At 41.9% G+C, this 13,444-nt stretch carries 14 protein-coding genes; 13 read left to right on the top strand and 1 reads right to left on the bottom strand.

Translation table 11 applies throughout. The features are described from left to right. Positions 1-79 precede the first annotated feature (79 nt). Positions 80-394, bottom strand: coding sequence for a PepSY domain-containing protein (locus ACSFXN_RS09485; protein ID WP_300992219.1), 315 nt, complete (start codon positions 392-394; stop codon positions 80-82). 170 nt (positions 395-564) lie between these two features. Here ACSFXN_RS09485 and ACSFXN_RS09480 point away from each other — a divergent pair, with 170 nt between their 5' ends. The 13 genes from ACSFXN_RS09480 to ccpA all read left to right on the top strand — a co-directional run bounded on the left by ACSFXN_RS09480 (position 565) and on the right by ccpA (position 13,396). Beyond that, on the top strand, positions 565-1,638 hold the full coding sequence (locus tag ACSFXN_RS09480) for a M42 family metallopeptidase (protein ID WP_437149855.1): 1,074 nt from the start codon (positions 565-567) through the stop codon (positions 1,636-1,638). A 106-nt stretch (positions 1,639-1,744) separates the two neighbouring features. Next, entirely contained in the window at positions 1,745-2,293 is a 549-nt protein-coding gene (locus ACSFXN_RS09475) for a DUF84 family protein (protein ID WP_437149854.1), read from the top strand. Between the two features lie 33 nt (positions 2,294-2,326). Continuing rightward, the gene (locus ACSFXN_RS09470) at positions 2,327-2,842 is read left to right on the top strand and encodes a hypothetical protein (protein WP_437149853.1); all 516 of its coding nucleotides are present in this window, start codon (positions 2,327-2,329) and stop codon (positions 2,840-2,842) included. Between the two features lie 11 nt (positions 2,843-2,853). Then, positions 2,854-3,171 carry a thioredoxin family protein gene (locus ACSFXN_RS09465; RefSeq protein ID WP_437149852.1) on the top strand — a complete coding sequence of 106 codons (318 nt, stop codon included), beginning with the start codon at positions 2,854-2,856 and terminating at the stop codon, positions 3,169-3,171. Between the two features lie 62 nt (positions 3,172-3,233). Beyond that, positions 3,234-4,049, top strand: a complete 816-nt coding sequence (locus ACSFXN_RS09460; RefSeq protein ID WP_437149851.1) for a DUF1444 family protein — start codon at positions 3,234-3,236, stop codon at positions 4,047-4,049. Continuing rightward, positions 4,046-4,654: a YtpR family tRNA-binding protein gene (gene ytpR / locus ACSFXN_RS09455; protein ID WP_437149850.1), complete on the top strand. Its 609-nt coding sequence runs from the start codon at positions 4,046-4,048 to the stop codon at positions 4,652-4,654. The genes ACSFXN_RS09460 and ytpR overlap by 4 nt, the downstream gene beginning before the upstream one ends. A gap of 6 nt (positions 4,655-4,660) precedes the next feature. Beyond that, positions 4,661-7,477, top strand: a complete 2,817-nt coding sequence (locus tag ACSFXN_RS09450; RefSeq protein ID WP_437149849.1) for a DNA translocase FtsK — start codon at positions 4,661-4,663, stop codon at positions 7,475-7,477. A gap of 156 nt (positions 7,478-7,633) precedes the next feature. Further along, positions 7,634-8,947 (top strand): UDP-N-acetylmuramate--L-alanine ligase, encoded by a 1,314-nt coding sequence (murC, locus tag ACSFXN_RS09445; protein ID WP_437149848.1) that lies wholly within the window; start codon positions 7,634-7,636, stop codon positions 8,945-8,947. 136 nt (positions 8,948-9,083) lie between these two features. Beyond that, on the top strand, positions 9,084-9,575 hold the full coding sequence (locus ACSFXN_RS09440; protein ID WP_300992228.1) for a DUF948 domain-containing protein: 492 nt from the start codon (positions 9,084-9,086) through the stop codon (positions 9,573-9,575). A 30-nt stretch (positions 9,576-9,605) separates the two neighbouring features. After that, positions 9,606-10,532, top strand: coding sequence for a YtxH domain-containing protein (locus ACSFXN_RS09435; RefSeq protein ID WP_437149847.1), 927 nt, complete (start codon positions 9,606-9,608; stop codon positions 10,530-10,532). Between the two features lie 16 nt (positions 10,533-10,548). Then, entirely contained in the window at positions 10,549-10,878 is a 330-nt protein-coding gene (gene ytxJ, locus ACSFXN_RS09430) for a bacillithiol system redox-active protein YtxJ (protein WP_300992230.1), read from the top strand. 168 nt (positions 10,879-11,046) lie between these two features. Continuing rightward, entirely contained in the window at positions 11,047-12,132 is a 1,086-nt protein-coding gene (locus ACSFXN_RS09425) for a bifunctional 3-deoxy-7-phosphoheptulonate synthase/chorismate mutase (protein ID WP_437149846.1), read from the top strand. A 268-nt stretch (positions 12,133-12,400) separates the two neighbouring features. Continuing rightward, positions 12,401-13,396, top strand: a complete 996-nt coding sequence (ccpA, locus tag ACSFXN_RS09420) for a catabolite control protein A (protein WP_437149845.1) — start codon at positions 12,401-12,403, stop codon at positions 13,394-13,396. The last annotated feature ends 48 nt before the right edge of the window (positions 13,397-13,444 follow it).

Here is a 13,444-nt window from a genome sequence, read left to right as displayed (position 1 = left end):
ACCAATAATTTCTCGACAGTCTAAAAAAGGAGCCGATGAAAAATCGGCTCCTTTTTTGCTTTTAGCAAGAAATATTTAATTATACTTTGTTTACTTCGAGGACTGCTCCAGTATAAGCATCTGCAAGAAACTCGAATTGCTCGAGCTCGTCTTCACGATGCCGGGTGATTCCGCCTTTATAAACTTCTGTTGAAACGGCATGCTGTTTGTACGGTTCGGTTTTCATGAAAATCCACGAGCCGTCGATCGGCCCTTCTTCTTTAAAGGCTGTTTTTACGCTTTTCAGTACATCGTCTGCGGGGTAAAGCTTCTCTTTTCGGTCATAAACTTCTTTGATGATATAAGTCGCAGCCACACCTGTTGCAAATCCAATCAATAAATCACGATTTTTCACAAAAATCCCTCCTATACTTGCTGAATAGATTGTACCATAAAAATTTATTTCACAGTACTAAAGTGAGGACGCGCACTCTTTTCTTTCGATAAGCGAAAGAGCAAGCTGGAAATTGAGTGAAAAAAGCTCTAAACTTGAACTTAGCAATCCCTTTAGGAGGAATCGGGCAGATGAATAGTGATACAAGAAAGTTATTCAAAACATTGACGGAGCTTCCGGGCGCCCCGGGAAATGAACACGCTGTAAGAAAATTCATGAGACAAGAACTTGAAAAGTATTCCGATGAATTGGTTCAAGATAATTTAGGAAGTGTTTTTGGTGTCAAACATGGATCGCAAGACGGCCCAAGAATAATGGTTGCTGGACACATGGATGAAGTCGGATTTATGGTCACGCAAATTACCGATAACGGATTAATCCGTTTCCAGCCTTTAGGCGGCTGGTGGAATCAAGTGCTGCTGGCTACACGCGTTGAAATTATTGCCGGCGATAAAAAAATTCCGGGCGTTATCGGATCGATTCCGCCTCATCTTTTGGATGAAGAAATGCGCAAAAGGCCGATGGAGATCAAAAACATGCTCATAGACATCGGTGCAGACGATCAAGAAGATGCGTTGTCATTCGGCGTCCGGCCGGGCCAGCAAATCGTGCCTTTCAGCCCGTTCACGCCTATGGCGAATGATAAAAAAATAATGGCCAAAGCTTGGGATAACCGCTATGGCTGTGGTTTAGCCATTGAATTGCTGAAAGAACTTAAAGATGAAAAATTGCCGAATCAGTTATTTTCAGGAGCTACCGTCATGGAAGAAGTAGGGCTGCGCGGAGCACAAACAGCAGCAAATCTGATCAAACCTGATTTGTTTTTTGCGCTTGATGCAAGTCCGGCAAATGATGCGAATGGCGATAAAAATGAATTTGGGCAATTAGGCAAAGGGGCTTTGCTGAGAATCTTGGATAGAACGATGGTGACCCATCGCGGTATGCGTGAGTTTATCTTAGACACTGCAGAAACTAATGGCATCCCGTATCAATACTTCGTCTCACAAGGCGGAACAGATGCCGGACGGGTGCATACAGCAAATGACGGGATACCAAGCTCAGTAATTGGCATTTGCTCACGCTATATCCATACATCGGCATCTATTATCCATACAGATGACTATGCTGCAGCAAAAGAACTGCTGACAAAGCTCATAAAAGCTGCAGATCGCTCAACTCTTGAAACGATTCGCCAAAATGCCTGAAATTATGCCTTCGGGCTCTTTTTTTTGAACAGCTAGAAAAACATTCTTTGAATCTGTAATATCCCAATAAAAATAAACATTATGTTGAGTGAAAGGAATAAATGATATGAAAAAAATCAAGGCAGCTATAGCTTCTGGAAATCCTGCAAAAGTCAATGCGGTGACCGCTGTATTTGAAAAATTTCAATTTGATCTTGAACTGGTAACCAAAGATGTAGACTCCGGTGTTTCAGCACAGCCGATTACTCTTGAAGAGACTCGGTTAGGGGCAATCAACCGGTCAAAGGCCGCATTAACTGACTCTCTTGATGTAGCGATCGGATTGGAGGGAGGCGTCTACGAATTGGAAGGCGAAATGTATTTATGCAATTGGGGAGCATTGGCAACTTCAGAAGGAAGGCTGTACACAGCAGCCGGCGCTCAAATCCCTTTGCCTGAAGAAATTGCCTCAAAATTGAGAGCAGGAAAAGAATTGGGCCCGGTAATGGATGAATATGCTGATGAAATCGGAGTGCGCAATTATAAAGGGGCGATAGGCATTCTGACAGCCGAATGCGTCAACCGAAATGAAATGTTTGAGCATATCGTCAGCTTATTGCTTGGCCAATATATACAAGGCAGCGATTCAGTTGCAAGTGCCCCTAAACATCTTTAAAATAAGAAACAGTATAGTTAGGGAGGAATAAATGTGCCTCGTAAAGGATTTATCATTCTTTTAATCTTATTAACTGCCGGGTTAAGCGGCTGCTTGGCATCTCCCGAAGAGCAAATTGCTAATGGGATGTCCAAAGCCACAGCAGTATTTGAAAATGAACCGGCCGAAACCAATGAAAAAGTGGACAATACAGAACTTTATGTTCCAAGAAGCTATACTATCGAAGAACCCTCTGATGACCAAAATATCGTCATCACCAAAGGAAGCGATTCGTTCGTTTTATTTATCAATCCAAACGAGGCAAGCGACAGCACTTTATTCTACGACCTTCAAAAAGCGAACCCTGAACAGCAATGGGTGGCTGATAAAACATTTGAACAGAATGGCCGGTTTGGTTTTACAACCGTAAGAGAAATTGCCGATGACCGATTTGAAGTTGTCGTCAGTGCAGGCGGAGTAAAAATGACGACCATCTCTGAAGGAAGCAAAATTGATCCTAATATGGAATGGATGATGAAAACCGTCCGCTCTATTGACAATTCGAGATAGGGGATAAACAAATGAGAAATTTAACAAGCACGGAAGAATTTCATGAACTAGCAGCAACTAGTCCGGTTGTCTTTATGTTTACTGCTGGATGGTGTCCGGATTGCCGGGTTATTGATCCAATTATGCCTGAAGTTGAATCCACCTTCAGCGACTATACTTTTGTTTCAGTAGACCGGGATGCGTTCATTGATTTATGCATTGAAAAAGATATTTATGGAATACCAAGTTTTCTGGCGTATGCAAATGGCAGAGAATCGGGGCGTTTAGTCAGCAAAGACCGTAAAACACAAGAAGAGATTGAAGCTTTTTTATCCAATCTGTCTAAATAACAAAATGACGGTTCGCCAATTCTGGCAGAGCCGTTTATTTTTGAAAGAAGGGACATGTTTTTATGAAACCGACCGAACTGGTAAATTTATTAAGAGAGCGTATGCCGAGCAAGCAATTGGAATGGCGCTATGACCGGGAAAATAATAATTTAAACATTCAACATAAAGCAATCGGAAAAGGAATGACGCTTTCTTTGCCGCAAGTGATTAACCGCTATGAAGCAAAAGGCGATTCCGCGATTCAGGAAATCGTTTATACGATAACAGAAACTTTTGATGCAATGGAAAAAGAAGCCAAAGGTGAACTCAAATCATCCGAACACATCTATCCGATTATCCGTTCGACGTCTTTTCCAACAGAATCCAAAGAAGGCCATAAATTCATCACTTCAGAGCATACAGCAGAAACACGGGTATTTTATGCGTTGGATGCTGGGACTACCTATCGCTTAATTGATGAAAATATGTTAAATTCATTAAGTCTGATTGAAGAGCAGCTAAAGGAAATTGCGAAATTTCAAGTGAAAAAGCTGAAGACGTCTGTAAAAGAAGACCACGTCGCAGGCAATGTGTTTTACTTTTTAAACGAAAACGACGGGTACGATGCGTCACGCATCTTGAATGAAGCTTTCCTTAAAGAAATGAAATCTAAAATAACAGGTGATATGACAGTTTCAGTTCCTCATCAAGATGTCTTGATTATAGGGGACATCCGCAACGAAACCGGCTATGATGTGTTGGCCCAGATGGCCATGCATTTCTTTACAAATGGCAAGGTGCCCATTACTTCATTGTCTTTCATTTACGAAAATGATGAATTGGAGCCGATTTTCATCCTGGCTAAAAACCGACAGCAGAAGGAGAACGATAAAAAATGAATGCATTTTACAACAAACAGGGAATAGGCGACGTCCTATTAGCACAATTACAAACAGAAACACCAGAAAAAATCCATGCGGAACAATTTGATGACATTACACTCATTAAAGACGAAAACGGCAATATTGCTGCGTTTAACTTATTCAACGCTTCCCAATATTTGGATCTGCCAGAAGCCGCGACAGTAGAAGTGTCGGAAGAAATGGTTACGGCGTTGCAAAATGCGTTAGAGAAAAATGGAGTGGATCTAACTCTGGAAGTAGATCTTTCACCCAAATTTGTGGTGGGATATGTAGAGTCGAAAGAAAAACACCCAAATGCAGACAAATTAAGCGTGTGCACAGTCTCTGTTGGAACAGAAGCATTGCAGATTGTCTGTGGCGCTCCGAATGTTGAACAAGGGCAAAAAGTGGTAGTGGCAAAAGTTGGCGCGGTAATGCCATCTGGAATGGTCATTAAAGATGCGGAGCTGCGCGGTGTTCCTTCAAGCGGCATGATTTGTTCAGCGAAAGAGCTGGCATTGCCTGATGCACCTCAAGAAAAAGGGATCCTCGTTTTGCCGGAAGATGCAGAAACGGGTTCTACATTTGAAGTAAAGGCGTGACGCGGTATGAGTTGGTTTAAAAATATATGGGACCGTTTATTTTTCCAGGACACGGAAGAAGAAGTAAATGAAGTGGTCGAAGAGCAGGAAGCGGCACCAAAAGCCCCGTCTAGAAAATCGCCATTTCGTTTTCCGGTTATAACAGATGCTGAAAAAAGTAAGTTTTTAAAACAGAACCCTCGCACAGGATTCTCCACAGAACCTTTGCAGCAGGAGAAAACAAAAGCCGAAGCTCTGAGAACAGCACCATCAAAACGCAGACCGATCAGTCCTGCATTAAATAAGAATCGCCGCTATGAACCGGCCGGTTCTTATGTACAAGACTTTACGCCGCCAAAGCCTGCACGGCCAGCAGCACAAGCATATGAAATGCCAAGGACCGCAAGAAATGTGGAAAAAGCGCCAGTCTCATCAGTACCGAAAAAACCGGAAATCAAAACTTATGAAGCGCCGAAACCGGCAAAGCCGGCAAAACCTCGGAGTTTCGACACGCAGCCAATAAAGAAAACCCGCAGCTTTGAACGAGGTCGGGTTCCTTCGCCAATTCATGGCTACAATGACAGCAAGCCAACTCCGACGATAAACGAGTTAGAGAAAAAAGAAATAAGATTCTACCCGAAAAAAATTCTATCAACCTATGCCCAGGATGCTATTGATTTGAAAAGAATTAATGCTTTAGGGCAAGCGCCGGATGCAACACCAACTTCAGAAAGTCAAACATCTGCAACGCCTGACAAACAACCGGCATTGCAAGCACAAGCTGCCCCAGAACCGCCGACAACTGAAGAGTCACCAATAGTTCAAGAACATCTGGTTATTGAAGAGACGCCAGCTGTGGAAGAGCAAACGATTGTGGAAGAGACATCAATAGTTCAAGAACATCTGATTATTGAAGAGACGCCAGCTGTGCAAGAGCAATCGATTGTGGAAGAGGCATCAATAGTTCTAGAGCAGCCGGTTGTTGAAGAACTACCGGAAATCCAAAACAAGGTAATCATTGAAGATGGACCGATTGTTCAGCAACAACCGGAAAGTTCAGAACAGCTAGTGCCTGATGTTCCCACTATTGTAGAAGCTCAAGAAGTTAAAAAAGTATCTGCGCCTGTTGAAATTGGAGTACAAGAAACAGCAGCCGAAAAACCGAACCCTTTGAAAAAAGCAACGAAACCGGAAGGGAAACGTGAGAAGACGGTACCATTCAATGTACTGATGTTGAAATCAGACAAAGAGCGGCTTAAAAAGCCTCTTCCGCCGAAATCTTCTGGTTTGGAAAGCAAAAAAGAGGAAGCTGTAACGACTGAAGAAAAACCTCCTAAAAAATTTGATGTTAAAACGCAGTTAATGTCAGAAGTAATAGCATCTTCAAAAGAAGAGGAACCGATCGAACCGGTTAAAGCAGTTAAAGAAGCGGTTCCATATGAACGTCCGGAAATTGGTGTTCTGCGTCCACCCGAAAATGATTTGATTGATGAAACATGGATGGAAGAGCAAGGAGAGCGGCTAATTGAAGCGTTGTCTCATTTCCAAATCCAAGCATCAATTTTAAGCATTGTGCAAGGTCCGGCAGTTACGCAATTTGAAGTGACCGTTGCACAAGGGGTTAAAGTCAGCAAAATCCGCAATTTAGCAGATGATTTGAAATTGGCTTTAGCAGCAAAAGATATACGCATTCAAGCGCCGATTCCGGGGAAAAGTTCGATTGGCATCGAAATACCTAATCGCAAATCCCGTCCTGTCCGAATTTCAGAAGTAATTGGCAGCCCTGTTTTCGAAAGTTCAGAATCGCCGCTTGAAGCAGCTTTAGGGCTCGACTTGACAGGGAAACCGGTTACACTGGATTTGCGTAAAATGCCGCACGGCTTAATAGCAGGAGCTACTGGCTCTGGCAAAAGTGTATGCATCAATTCATTATTAATAAGTTTGCTCTATAAATCGTCTCCGCGCGATTTGAAATTATTGCTGATTGACCCTAAAATGGTGGAACTGGCGCCGTACAACCATATTCCTCATTTGATCAGCCCTGTCATAACTGACGTCAAGGCAGCGACAGCTTCGCTTAAATGGGCAGTAGAAGAAATGGAACGGCGTTACAAGCTGTTCGCGCATGTCGGAGTGCGGGATTTAAACCGCTACAATAAACTGGTTAAAGAAAAAGGCGATCATGCTCAGCATTTGCCTTATATTTTAATCATCATTGACGAGTTAGCCGATTTGATGATGATGTCGCCTTCGGATGTTGAAGACGCTATTTGCCGGATTGCCCAAAAGGCACGCGCATGCGGAATACATCTTGTAATTGCAACACAGCGCCCTTCAGTGGATGTGATTACCGGCCTTATCAAATCGAATATCCCGACACGCATTGCTTTTTCGGTGTCTTCACAAGTCGACAGCCGGACGATTCTGGATTCTCAAGGAGCGGAGAGACTGCTGGGAAGAGGGGACATGCTGTATCTTGGAAATGGGATGTCCGCACCGGTCCGCCTTCAAGGCACGTTTGTAACAGATGAAGAAATTGAAGAGGTTATTGCCCATGTCCGAAAACAAGGTGAACCAGAATATTTCTTTAAAGAAGAAGAACTGATTCAACGCAATGATTCTCCTGATGTGCAAGATGATTTGTTTGAAGAAGCTTGCCGTTTTATCATTTCACAAGGCAGCGCTTCGACTTCTTTGTTGCAGCGAAAGTTCCATATTGGTTATAATCGGGCAGCAAGATTAATGGACATGATTGAACAGCATGGCTTTATCTCTGAACAAAATGGCAGCAAAGCAAGAACGGTTTTGATAACAGAAGAGGATATGGCTGATGTTTTTCAGTAAATAATGCCCATGAAGCTTTAAACAACAGGAAATATCGGTTATATCATCGGCAAGAGAAAAGATGGTATAATCGAGTGATTGCATTATGTGACCAGCTATAGATTTCGCTCGGCGATTCGTATAGACTAATTTTCAACTTCCACAGGAGGTTCATTTATGACAGTTTTACATTTTACCGGAATTAAAGGTTCTGGTATGAGCCCGCTTGCCCAGATCATGCATGATATGGGAGAGCAAGTGCAAGGTTCAGATATTGAGAAGTATTTCTTCACAGAAGATCGTCTGCATGAAAGAGGCATCAAAATCTTGCCTTTTGACGAAAATAATATTCATGAAAACATGACAATCATCGCGGGAAATGCTTTTAACGATAATCATCCGGAGTTAGTAAAAGCACGGGAACTGGGAGCGACAATCATCCGCTACCACGAGTTCTTAGGCGATTTGATGAAGCAGTATGTATCAGTTGCGATTACCGGGGCCCATGGCAAAACATCTACGACCGGTTTGATGGCTCATATACTTGATGGTTATAAACCGGTATCTTACTTGATTGGCGATGGCACTGGATTCGGCAAAGCGAATTCCCACTTCTTTGTTGCTGAAGCATGTGAATATCGCCGCCATTTTTTAGCTTATCACCCAGACTACGCCATTATGACAAACATCGATTTCGATCATCCTGATTATTTTGGAGGGATCGATGACGTCTTTAGAGCGTTTGAAGAAATGGCGCAGCAAGTGAAAAAATGCATCATTGCTTGTGGAGATGACGAATATCTGCAAAGAATCCAAGCTCCGGTTCCAGTGGTTTACTACGGATTTGGACCTGAAAATGATTTTCAGGCAACAAATGTGATTAAGACAACAACTGGCACCACTTTTGATGTGGTTATCAGAAATGAATTTTTCCATACCTTTACGATTCCGATGTTTGGAGACCATGCGATATTGAATGCTTTGGCGGTTATTTCACTTTGCCATTATGAGAATATCCCAGCCGACATTATACAGCAGCAGTTTTCAGATTACAGCGGAGTAAAACGCCGGTTTACGCAAACTGAAGTAGGTGGCCATATTCTTATCGATGATTATGCCCATCATCCGACAGAAATCCGAGCCACGTTGCAATCGGCCCGCCAAAAGTTCCCGGACCGGGAATTGATTGCGATATTCCAGCCGCATACATTTTCACGCACGCAAACTTTCCTGCAGGAATTTGCAGACAGTTTAAGTGAAGCGGATCATGTCTACCTATGCGATATCTTTGGTTCAGCACGTGAAGCAGCGGGAGTTTTGACGATCCATGATCTCGAAGTGAAGATTGAGGGCAGCCACTTTCTGCAAATAGATAATATGGCTCCATTGCTGTCACATGATAAAGGCGTCTTTATGTTTATGGGTGCAGGAGATGTCACTAAATTCCAAGAAGCATTCGAAAAATTAATCACTGCAGAAGAGACAGTTTGACTTTTAAGTCAAATTGTCTTTTTTTATGAAGGAATTCCTATAGATTTGTTGAATTAATCTAAAGACCCAGTGTTTAGGTAGGCTAAGGGCAGGGTAGAAAAGATAGTATAACAGTTTTGAAAAAGGAGGAAACAGCATGGATTGGAAAATACTGCTTTACATAGCTGCAATTGTCGCGGCTATCGGATTTTTAATTTTATGCGTAGCATTAGCTATGACATTAAATTCCCTTAAAAACACATTAAAAGAAGTTTCAGGCACAGTATCCGGCCTGGAAAATCAATTACAGGGTGTGACGTTGGAAACAACGAATCTTCTGCACAAAACAAATGAATTAGCAGAAGACATCCAGGTGAAATCAGAGAAGTTGAATACGGTGGTGGACGCCGTCAGGGGTGTTGGCAATGCTGTCACTGACCTGAACTCTTCAGTTAGACGCATCACCACAACAGTTTCTTCACAAGTTGAAGAAAATGAAGATAAGATTGCTCAAGTTGTACAATGGGGCAATGTTGTTATGGGAATCCGCGACAAATGGAAAGAACGCAAAATTTATGAAGCACGCGCTTCATCGTCTTATGCACCAGTTCCTGGGCAAAAGCGCTTGCCACATAACGATCAGTTTTAATTGACCAAAACAATAATGGAGGAATGTAAAATGACACAAAACAATAACGATAACAATAATACTAATAACCAGCGTCCAGATTACAATGAATCGCAATACAATAAAAACTACTATTCTCCAAATCAACAAAATACGAATCAGAATCCGAACCAAAATTCCAATCAAAACACTTATTACGCAAATGAAAGTGCTTTTAACCAGAGCGATTACGTGCCGCAGTCATATGGTATGGGCAACCGCTACGATGATCTATATGATTACGAAGAAGAAGCAGGCTCAAAAGATTTCATTATTGGAGCATTAATCGGAGGCATCATCGGCGCAGCAACTGCTTTGTTCCTGGCACCAAAATCAGGCAAAGAATTGCGTTCGGACTTGAATACGCATGCTGGCACATTAAAAGAAAAAACTTCAAGCTACACAGATACAGCTAAAGAGAAATCCAGCGGCTTGACTCAGCAAGTGAAAGAACAGTCAACAAAAGTTGTTGATAAAGTGAAAAACCTTAAAGGCGGCCAGTCACCAATGGATGACGGCACAGCCTCTTCTGAAGGCGAAGAACAAATTGAAATGCTGGATACTGTTCAAAATTCAGTAGATCAAGCTGAATCAGCAGGCCATGAAGCATTCGCTTCGACTGCAAGTGCATTGAAAGAAGCTGTAGAAGAAGTTAAAGAAGAGAAAAAAGCAGAACAAAAAGGCAGCACAAGCTCTAGCACGAGCGGTTCTACAAGCACTACTGGAACTACAGGCACGACTGGTTCAACGAGCACTACCGGCTCAACAGGAACGGGCAGCACAAGCACTTCTGGAACATCTGGAAGCACTGGCAGCTCAAACAAAAACAGTTCCAGCAATAACAGCTTCAACAAAAACAACAACAGTTCCAATAAATCAAATTCAAGCAGCAATAGCTCCAACAAGAACAATTCTAGCAACAACAAATCAACAAAATAATCTAGGAGCGGGTTAAATGGAAAATTTAGTGCGTGTACAAGATTTAGACAGTTTAAAACAGGCGACAGCTGGTACACAGCATTACTGGCTGTTCAAACATAGCAGCACGTGCCCAGTTTCAGCTGCAGCTTGGAATGAGTTCAACGAATATTGTTCTTTGCATCCTAATCAATTATTTTTATTCTTGGTAGTCCAGGAAGACCGGGAGTTATCGACAAATATTGAGGCGCTAACGCAAATCAAGCATGAATCGCCACAATTATTTCACTTTTCTAATCAAGTAGTTGATTGGCATGCATCGCATGGCAATATTACAAGTAAATCCATGCAGGAATTTATTGCATAACAGAGAGCCGAAGCCTTGTCGCTTCGGCTTTTTGATGTCTTTAACGCTTTAGTGTGTTAAATCGTTAAAAGAAATTTCGTGACTTTACCGAATACTTTGCTTATAATAGTTCTAATGTGTTAACATTACTCACTAAGTAAGGTGATTTACGAAAGGGGAAGTAAAAGAATGAGCCATTCAGAGTTAGAGCAGCTTAGAGAAAAAGTCGATGCAGTCAACCTGCAAATTCTTTCTCTTATCAACGAGAGAGCAACAGTCATCCAAGAAATCGGTAAGATCAAGGAGAAACAAGGTGTAAACCGTTACGATCCGTTACGTGAGCGCCATATGCTGAATTTGTTAAAAGAAAATAATAACGGGCCACTGGCACAAAAAACCGTTGATCATATTTTTAAAGAAATCTTTAAATCAGCCCTGGATATGCAAGAAGAAGATCACCGCAAAGCACTTTTAGTATCACGTAAAAAGAAACCTGAAGATACTATTATTACGATTAATGGGGAACGAATTGGTGAAGGTACGCCATCATTCATCTTTGGTCCTTGTGCAGTAGAATCCCAAGAACAAGTTTCTAAAGTCGCTGAAGCTATCGGAGCTAAAGGCCTTCGTTTAATCCGAGGCGGAGCTTACAAACCACGTACATCTCCTTACGATTTCCAAGGGTTGGGACTTGAAGGTTTAAAAATGTTGAAAGCAGCTGCAGATCAATATAATTTAGCTGTTGTATCTGAAATTGTAACACCTCATCATTTGGAAGAAGCATTGCCATTCGTGGATGTAGTCCAAGTAGGTGCGCGCAATATGCAGAACTTTGAACTTCTAAAAGCGGTTGGCCAAATCAACAAACCTGTTCTGCTAAAACGAGGAATGTCAGCAACAATTGATGAGTTCATCAATGCTGCCGAATACATCATTGCTTCCGGAAACAGTCAAATTATTCTTTGTGAACGAGGCATCCGGACATATGAAAAAGCAACACGAAATACGCTTGATATTTCAGCTGTTCCAATATTAAAACAAGAAACTCACCTTCCGGTATTTGTGGATGTAACTCATTCAACTGGACGCCGTGATTTATTGCTTCCAGCTGCTAAAGCGGCAATCGCAATCGGCGCTGATGGAGTTATGGCAGAAGTGCACCCAGATCCGGCCGTTGCTTTATCAGATGCTGCACAGCAAATGGATTTAAACCAATTCGACGAATACTACGATGCTTTGATGAAATTCATGAAGCAATACGAATTGAAAATGTAATTGATAAAAGCCGGGCAGCCCCCGGCTTTTTATTTATTTTAGTTATAAGTTGCACTAATATGTTATAGCAGTAGATATTCCGCCAATTTATATTTTCAGGAAGATTTTCATTTAATGATGGATTTTAAGGCTATCAAGCGCTACTTTTATGAAAAGCGCAATAGTTTTGTAAAATGTCACCAGTAGAATCTAACATTGCCTTATTTTTAGTTGATAAGGTTAAACTTTTTATCGTATGATAAAAGATATAGGAAAGGAGGGCGCACCCGTGACCGTTACAATTTATGATGTAGCAAGGGAAGCGAACGTTTCGATGGCTACAGTTTCTCGAGTAGTCAACGGCAACCAGAACGTAAAACCTGCTACAAGGAAAAAAGTGTTAAAAGTAATAGAAGAGCTAGGTTATCGCCCTAATGCAGTAGCAAGAGGGCTGGCAAGCAAAAAGACCACCACGGTCGGCGTCATCATTCCCGATATTTCGAATAGCATGTATGCCGAACTTGCCCGTGGTATTGAAGATATTGCAACGATGTACCGTTACAATATCATTCTTTCGAATTCAGACCAAAAGCAGAACAAAGAACTTCAGTTGCTTGAAACAATGCTCGGAAAACAAGTGGATGGCATCGTTTTCATGAGCGATGTAATCTCGAGTGAACTTCTTTATGAAATGGAACGATCACCGACTCCGATCGTCCTGGCGGGATCTATTGATGAATCGAATAAGATTGCATCGGTAAATATCGATTATTATGGAGCGGCTTATGAAGCTGTGAAGAAATTGATTGACAATGGCCATAAGAAAATCGCCTTTGTTTCGGGTCTTCTTAGCTCGAAAGTCAATAAGGATTATAAGTTAAAAGCTTATTTCCAGGCTTTAAAAGATGCAGGAATTGAGATTAACGAGGAACTTGTTGTGGAATGCAACAATTCCTATGATGAAGCAATTGAGGCTGTTCAAACCTTAAAACCTCTTGATCCTACAGCGTATTTTGTCAGCAATGATGAAATGTCAATCGGCGTCATACATGCGGTAGAAGCTATCGGGAAAAAGATTCCAGAGGATGTCGAAATCATCAGTTACGAAAATTCCAAGTTAGCACGCATGGCGCGGCCAATGCTTACTTCAGTGGCGCTTCCTCTGTATGATATCGGAGCTGTTTCCATGCGCCTATTGACAAAGTACATGAACGCAGAAGAAATAGAAGAAAATCAAGTCATTCTTCCTTACCGTATTGAAGAACGGGAGTCTACTAAAAATTAAGAATGGCCGAACAATGGGTTAAAATTAAAAAAGGAGCGTCCCCTGATT

Source organism: Planococcus sp. 1R117A (assembly GCF_051417975.1).
GTDB classification, from domain to species: Bacteria; Bacillota; Bacilli; order Bacillales_A; family Planococcaceae; genus Planococcus; species Planococcus shenhongbingii.
This window is presented reverse-complemented; position numbering and strand designations above follow the sequence as displayed.

Bases quoted from the DNA above. Each gene is read 5' to 3' on its own strand.
- ACSFXN_RS09480 (WP_437149855.1), top strand. From the start codon at position 565: ATGAATAGTGATACAAGAAAGTTATTCAAAACATTGACGGAGCTTCCG.
- ACSFXN_RS09475 (WP_437149854.1), top strand. From the start codon at position 1,745: ATGAAAAAAATCAAGGCAGCTATAGCTTCTGGAAATCCTGCAAAAGTC.
- ACSFXN_RS09465 (WP_437149852.1), top strand. From the start codon at position 2,854: ATGAGAAATTTAACAAGCACGGAAGAATTTCATGAACTAGCAGCAACT.
- ACSFXN_RS09460 (WP_437149851.1), top strand. From the start codon at position 3,234: ATGAAACCGACCGAACTGGTAAATTTATTAAGAGAGCGTATGCCGAGC.
- ytpR (WP_437149850.1), top strand. From the start codon at position 4,046: ATGAATGCATTTTACAACAAACAGGGAATAGGCGACGTCCTATTAGCA.
- ACSFXN_RS09450 (WP_437149849.1), top strand. From the start codon at position 4,661: ATGAGTTGGTTTAAAAATATATGGGACCGTTTATTTTTCCAGGACACG.
- murC (WP_437149848.1), top strand. From the start codon at position 7,634: ATGACAGTTTTACATTTTACCGGAATTAAAGGTTCTGGTATGAGCCCG.
- ACSFXN_RS09440 (WP_300992228.1), top strand. From the start codon at position 9,084: ATGGATTGGAAAATACTGCTTTACATAGCTGCAATTGTCGCGGCTATC.
- ACSFXN_RS09435 (WP_437149847.1), top strand. From the start codon at position 9,606: ATGACACAAAACAATAACGATAACAATAATACTAATAACCAGCGTCCA.
- ytxJ (WP_300992230.1), top strand. From the start codon at position 10,549: ATGGAAAATTTAGTGCGTGTACAAGATTTAGACAGTTTAAAACAGGCG.
- ACSFXN_RS09425 (WP_437149846.1), top strand. From the start codon at position 11,047: ATGAGCCATTCAGAGTTAGAGCAGCTTAGAGAAAAAGTCGATGCAGTC.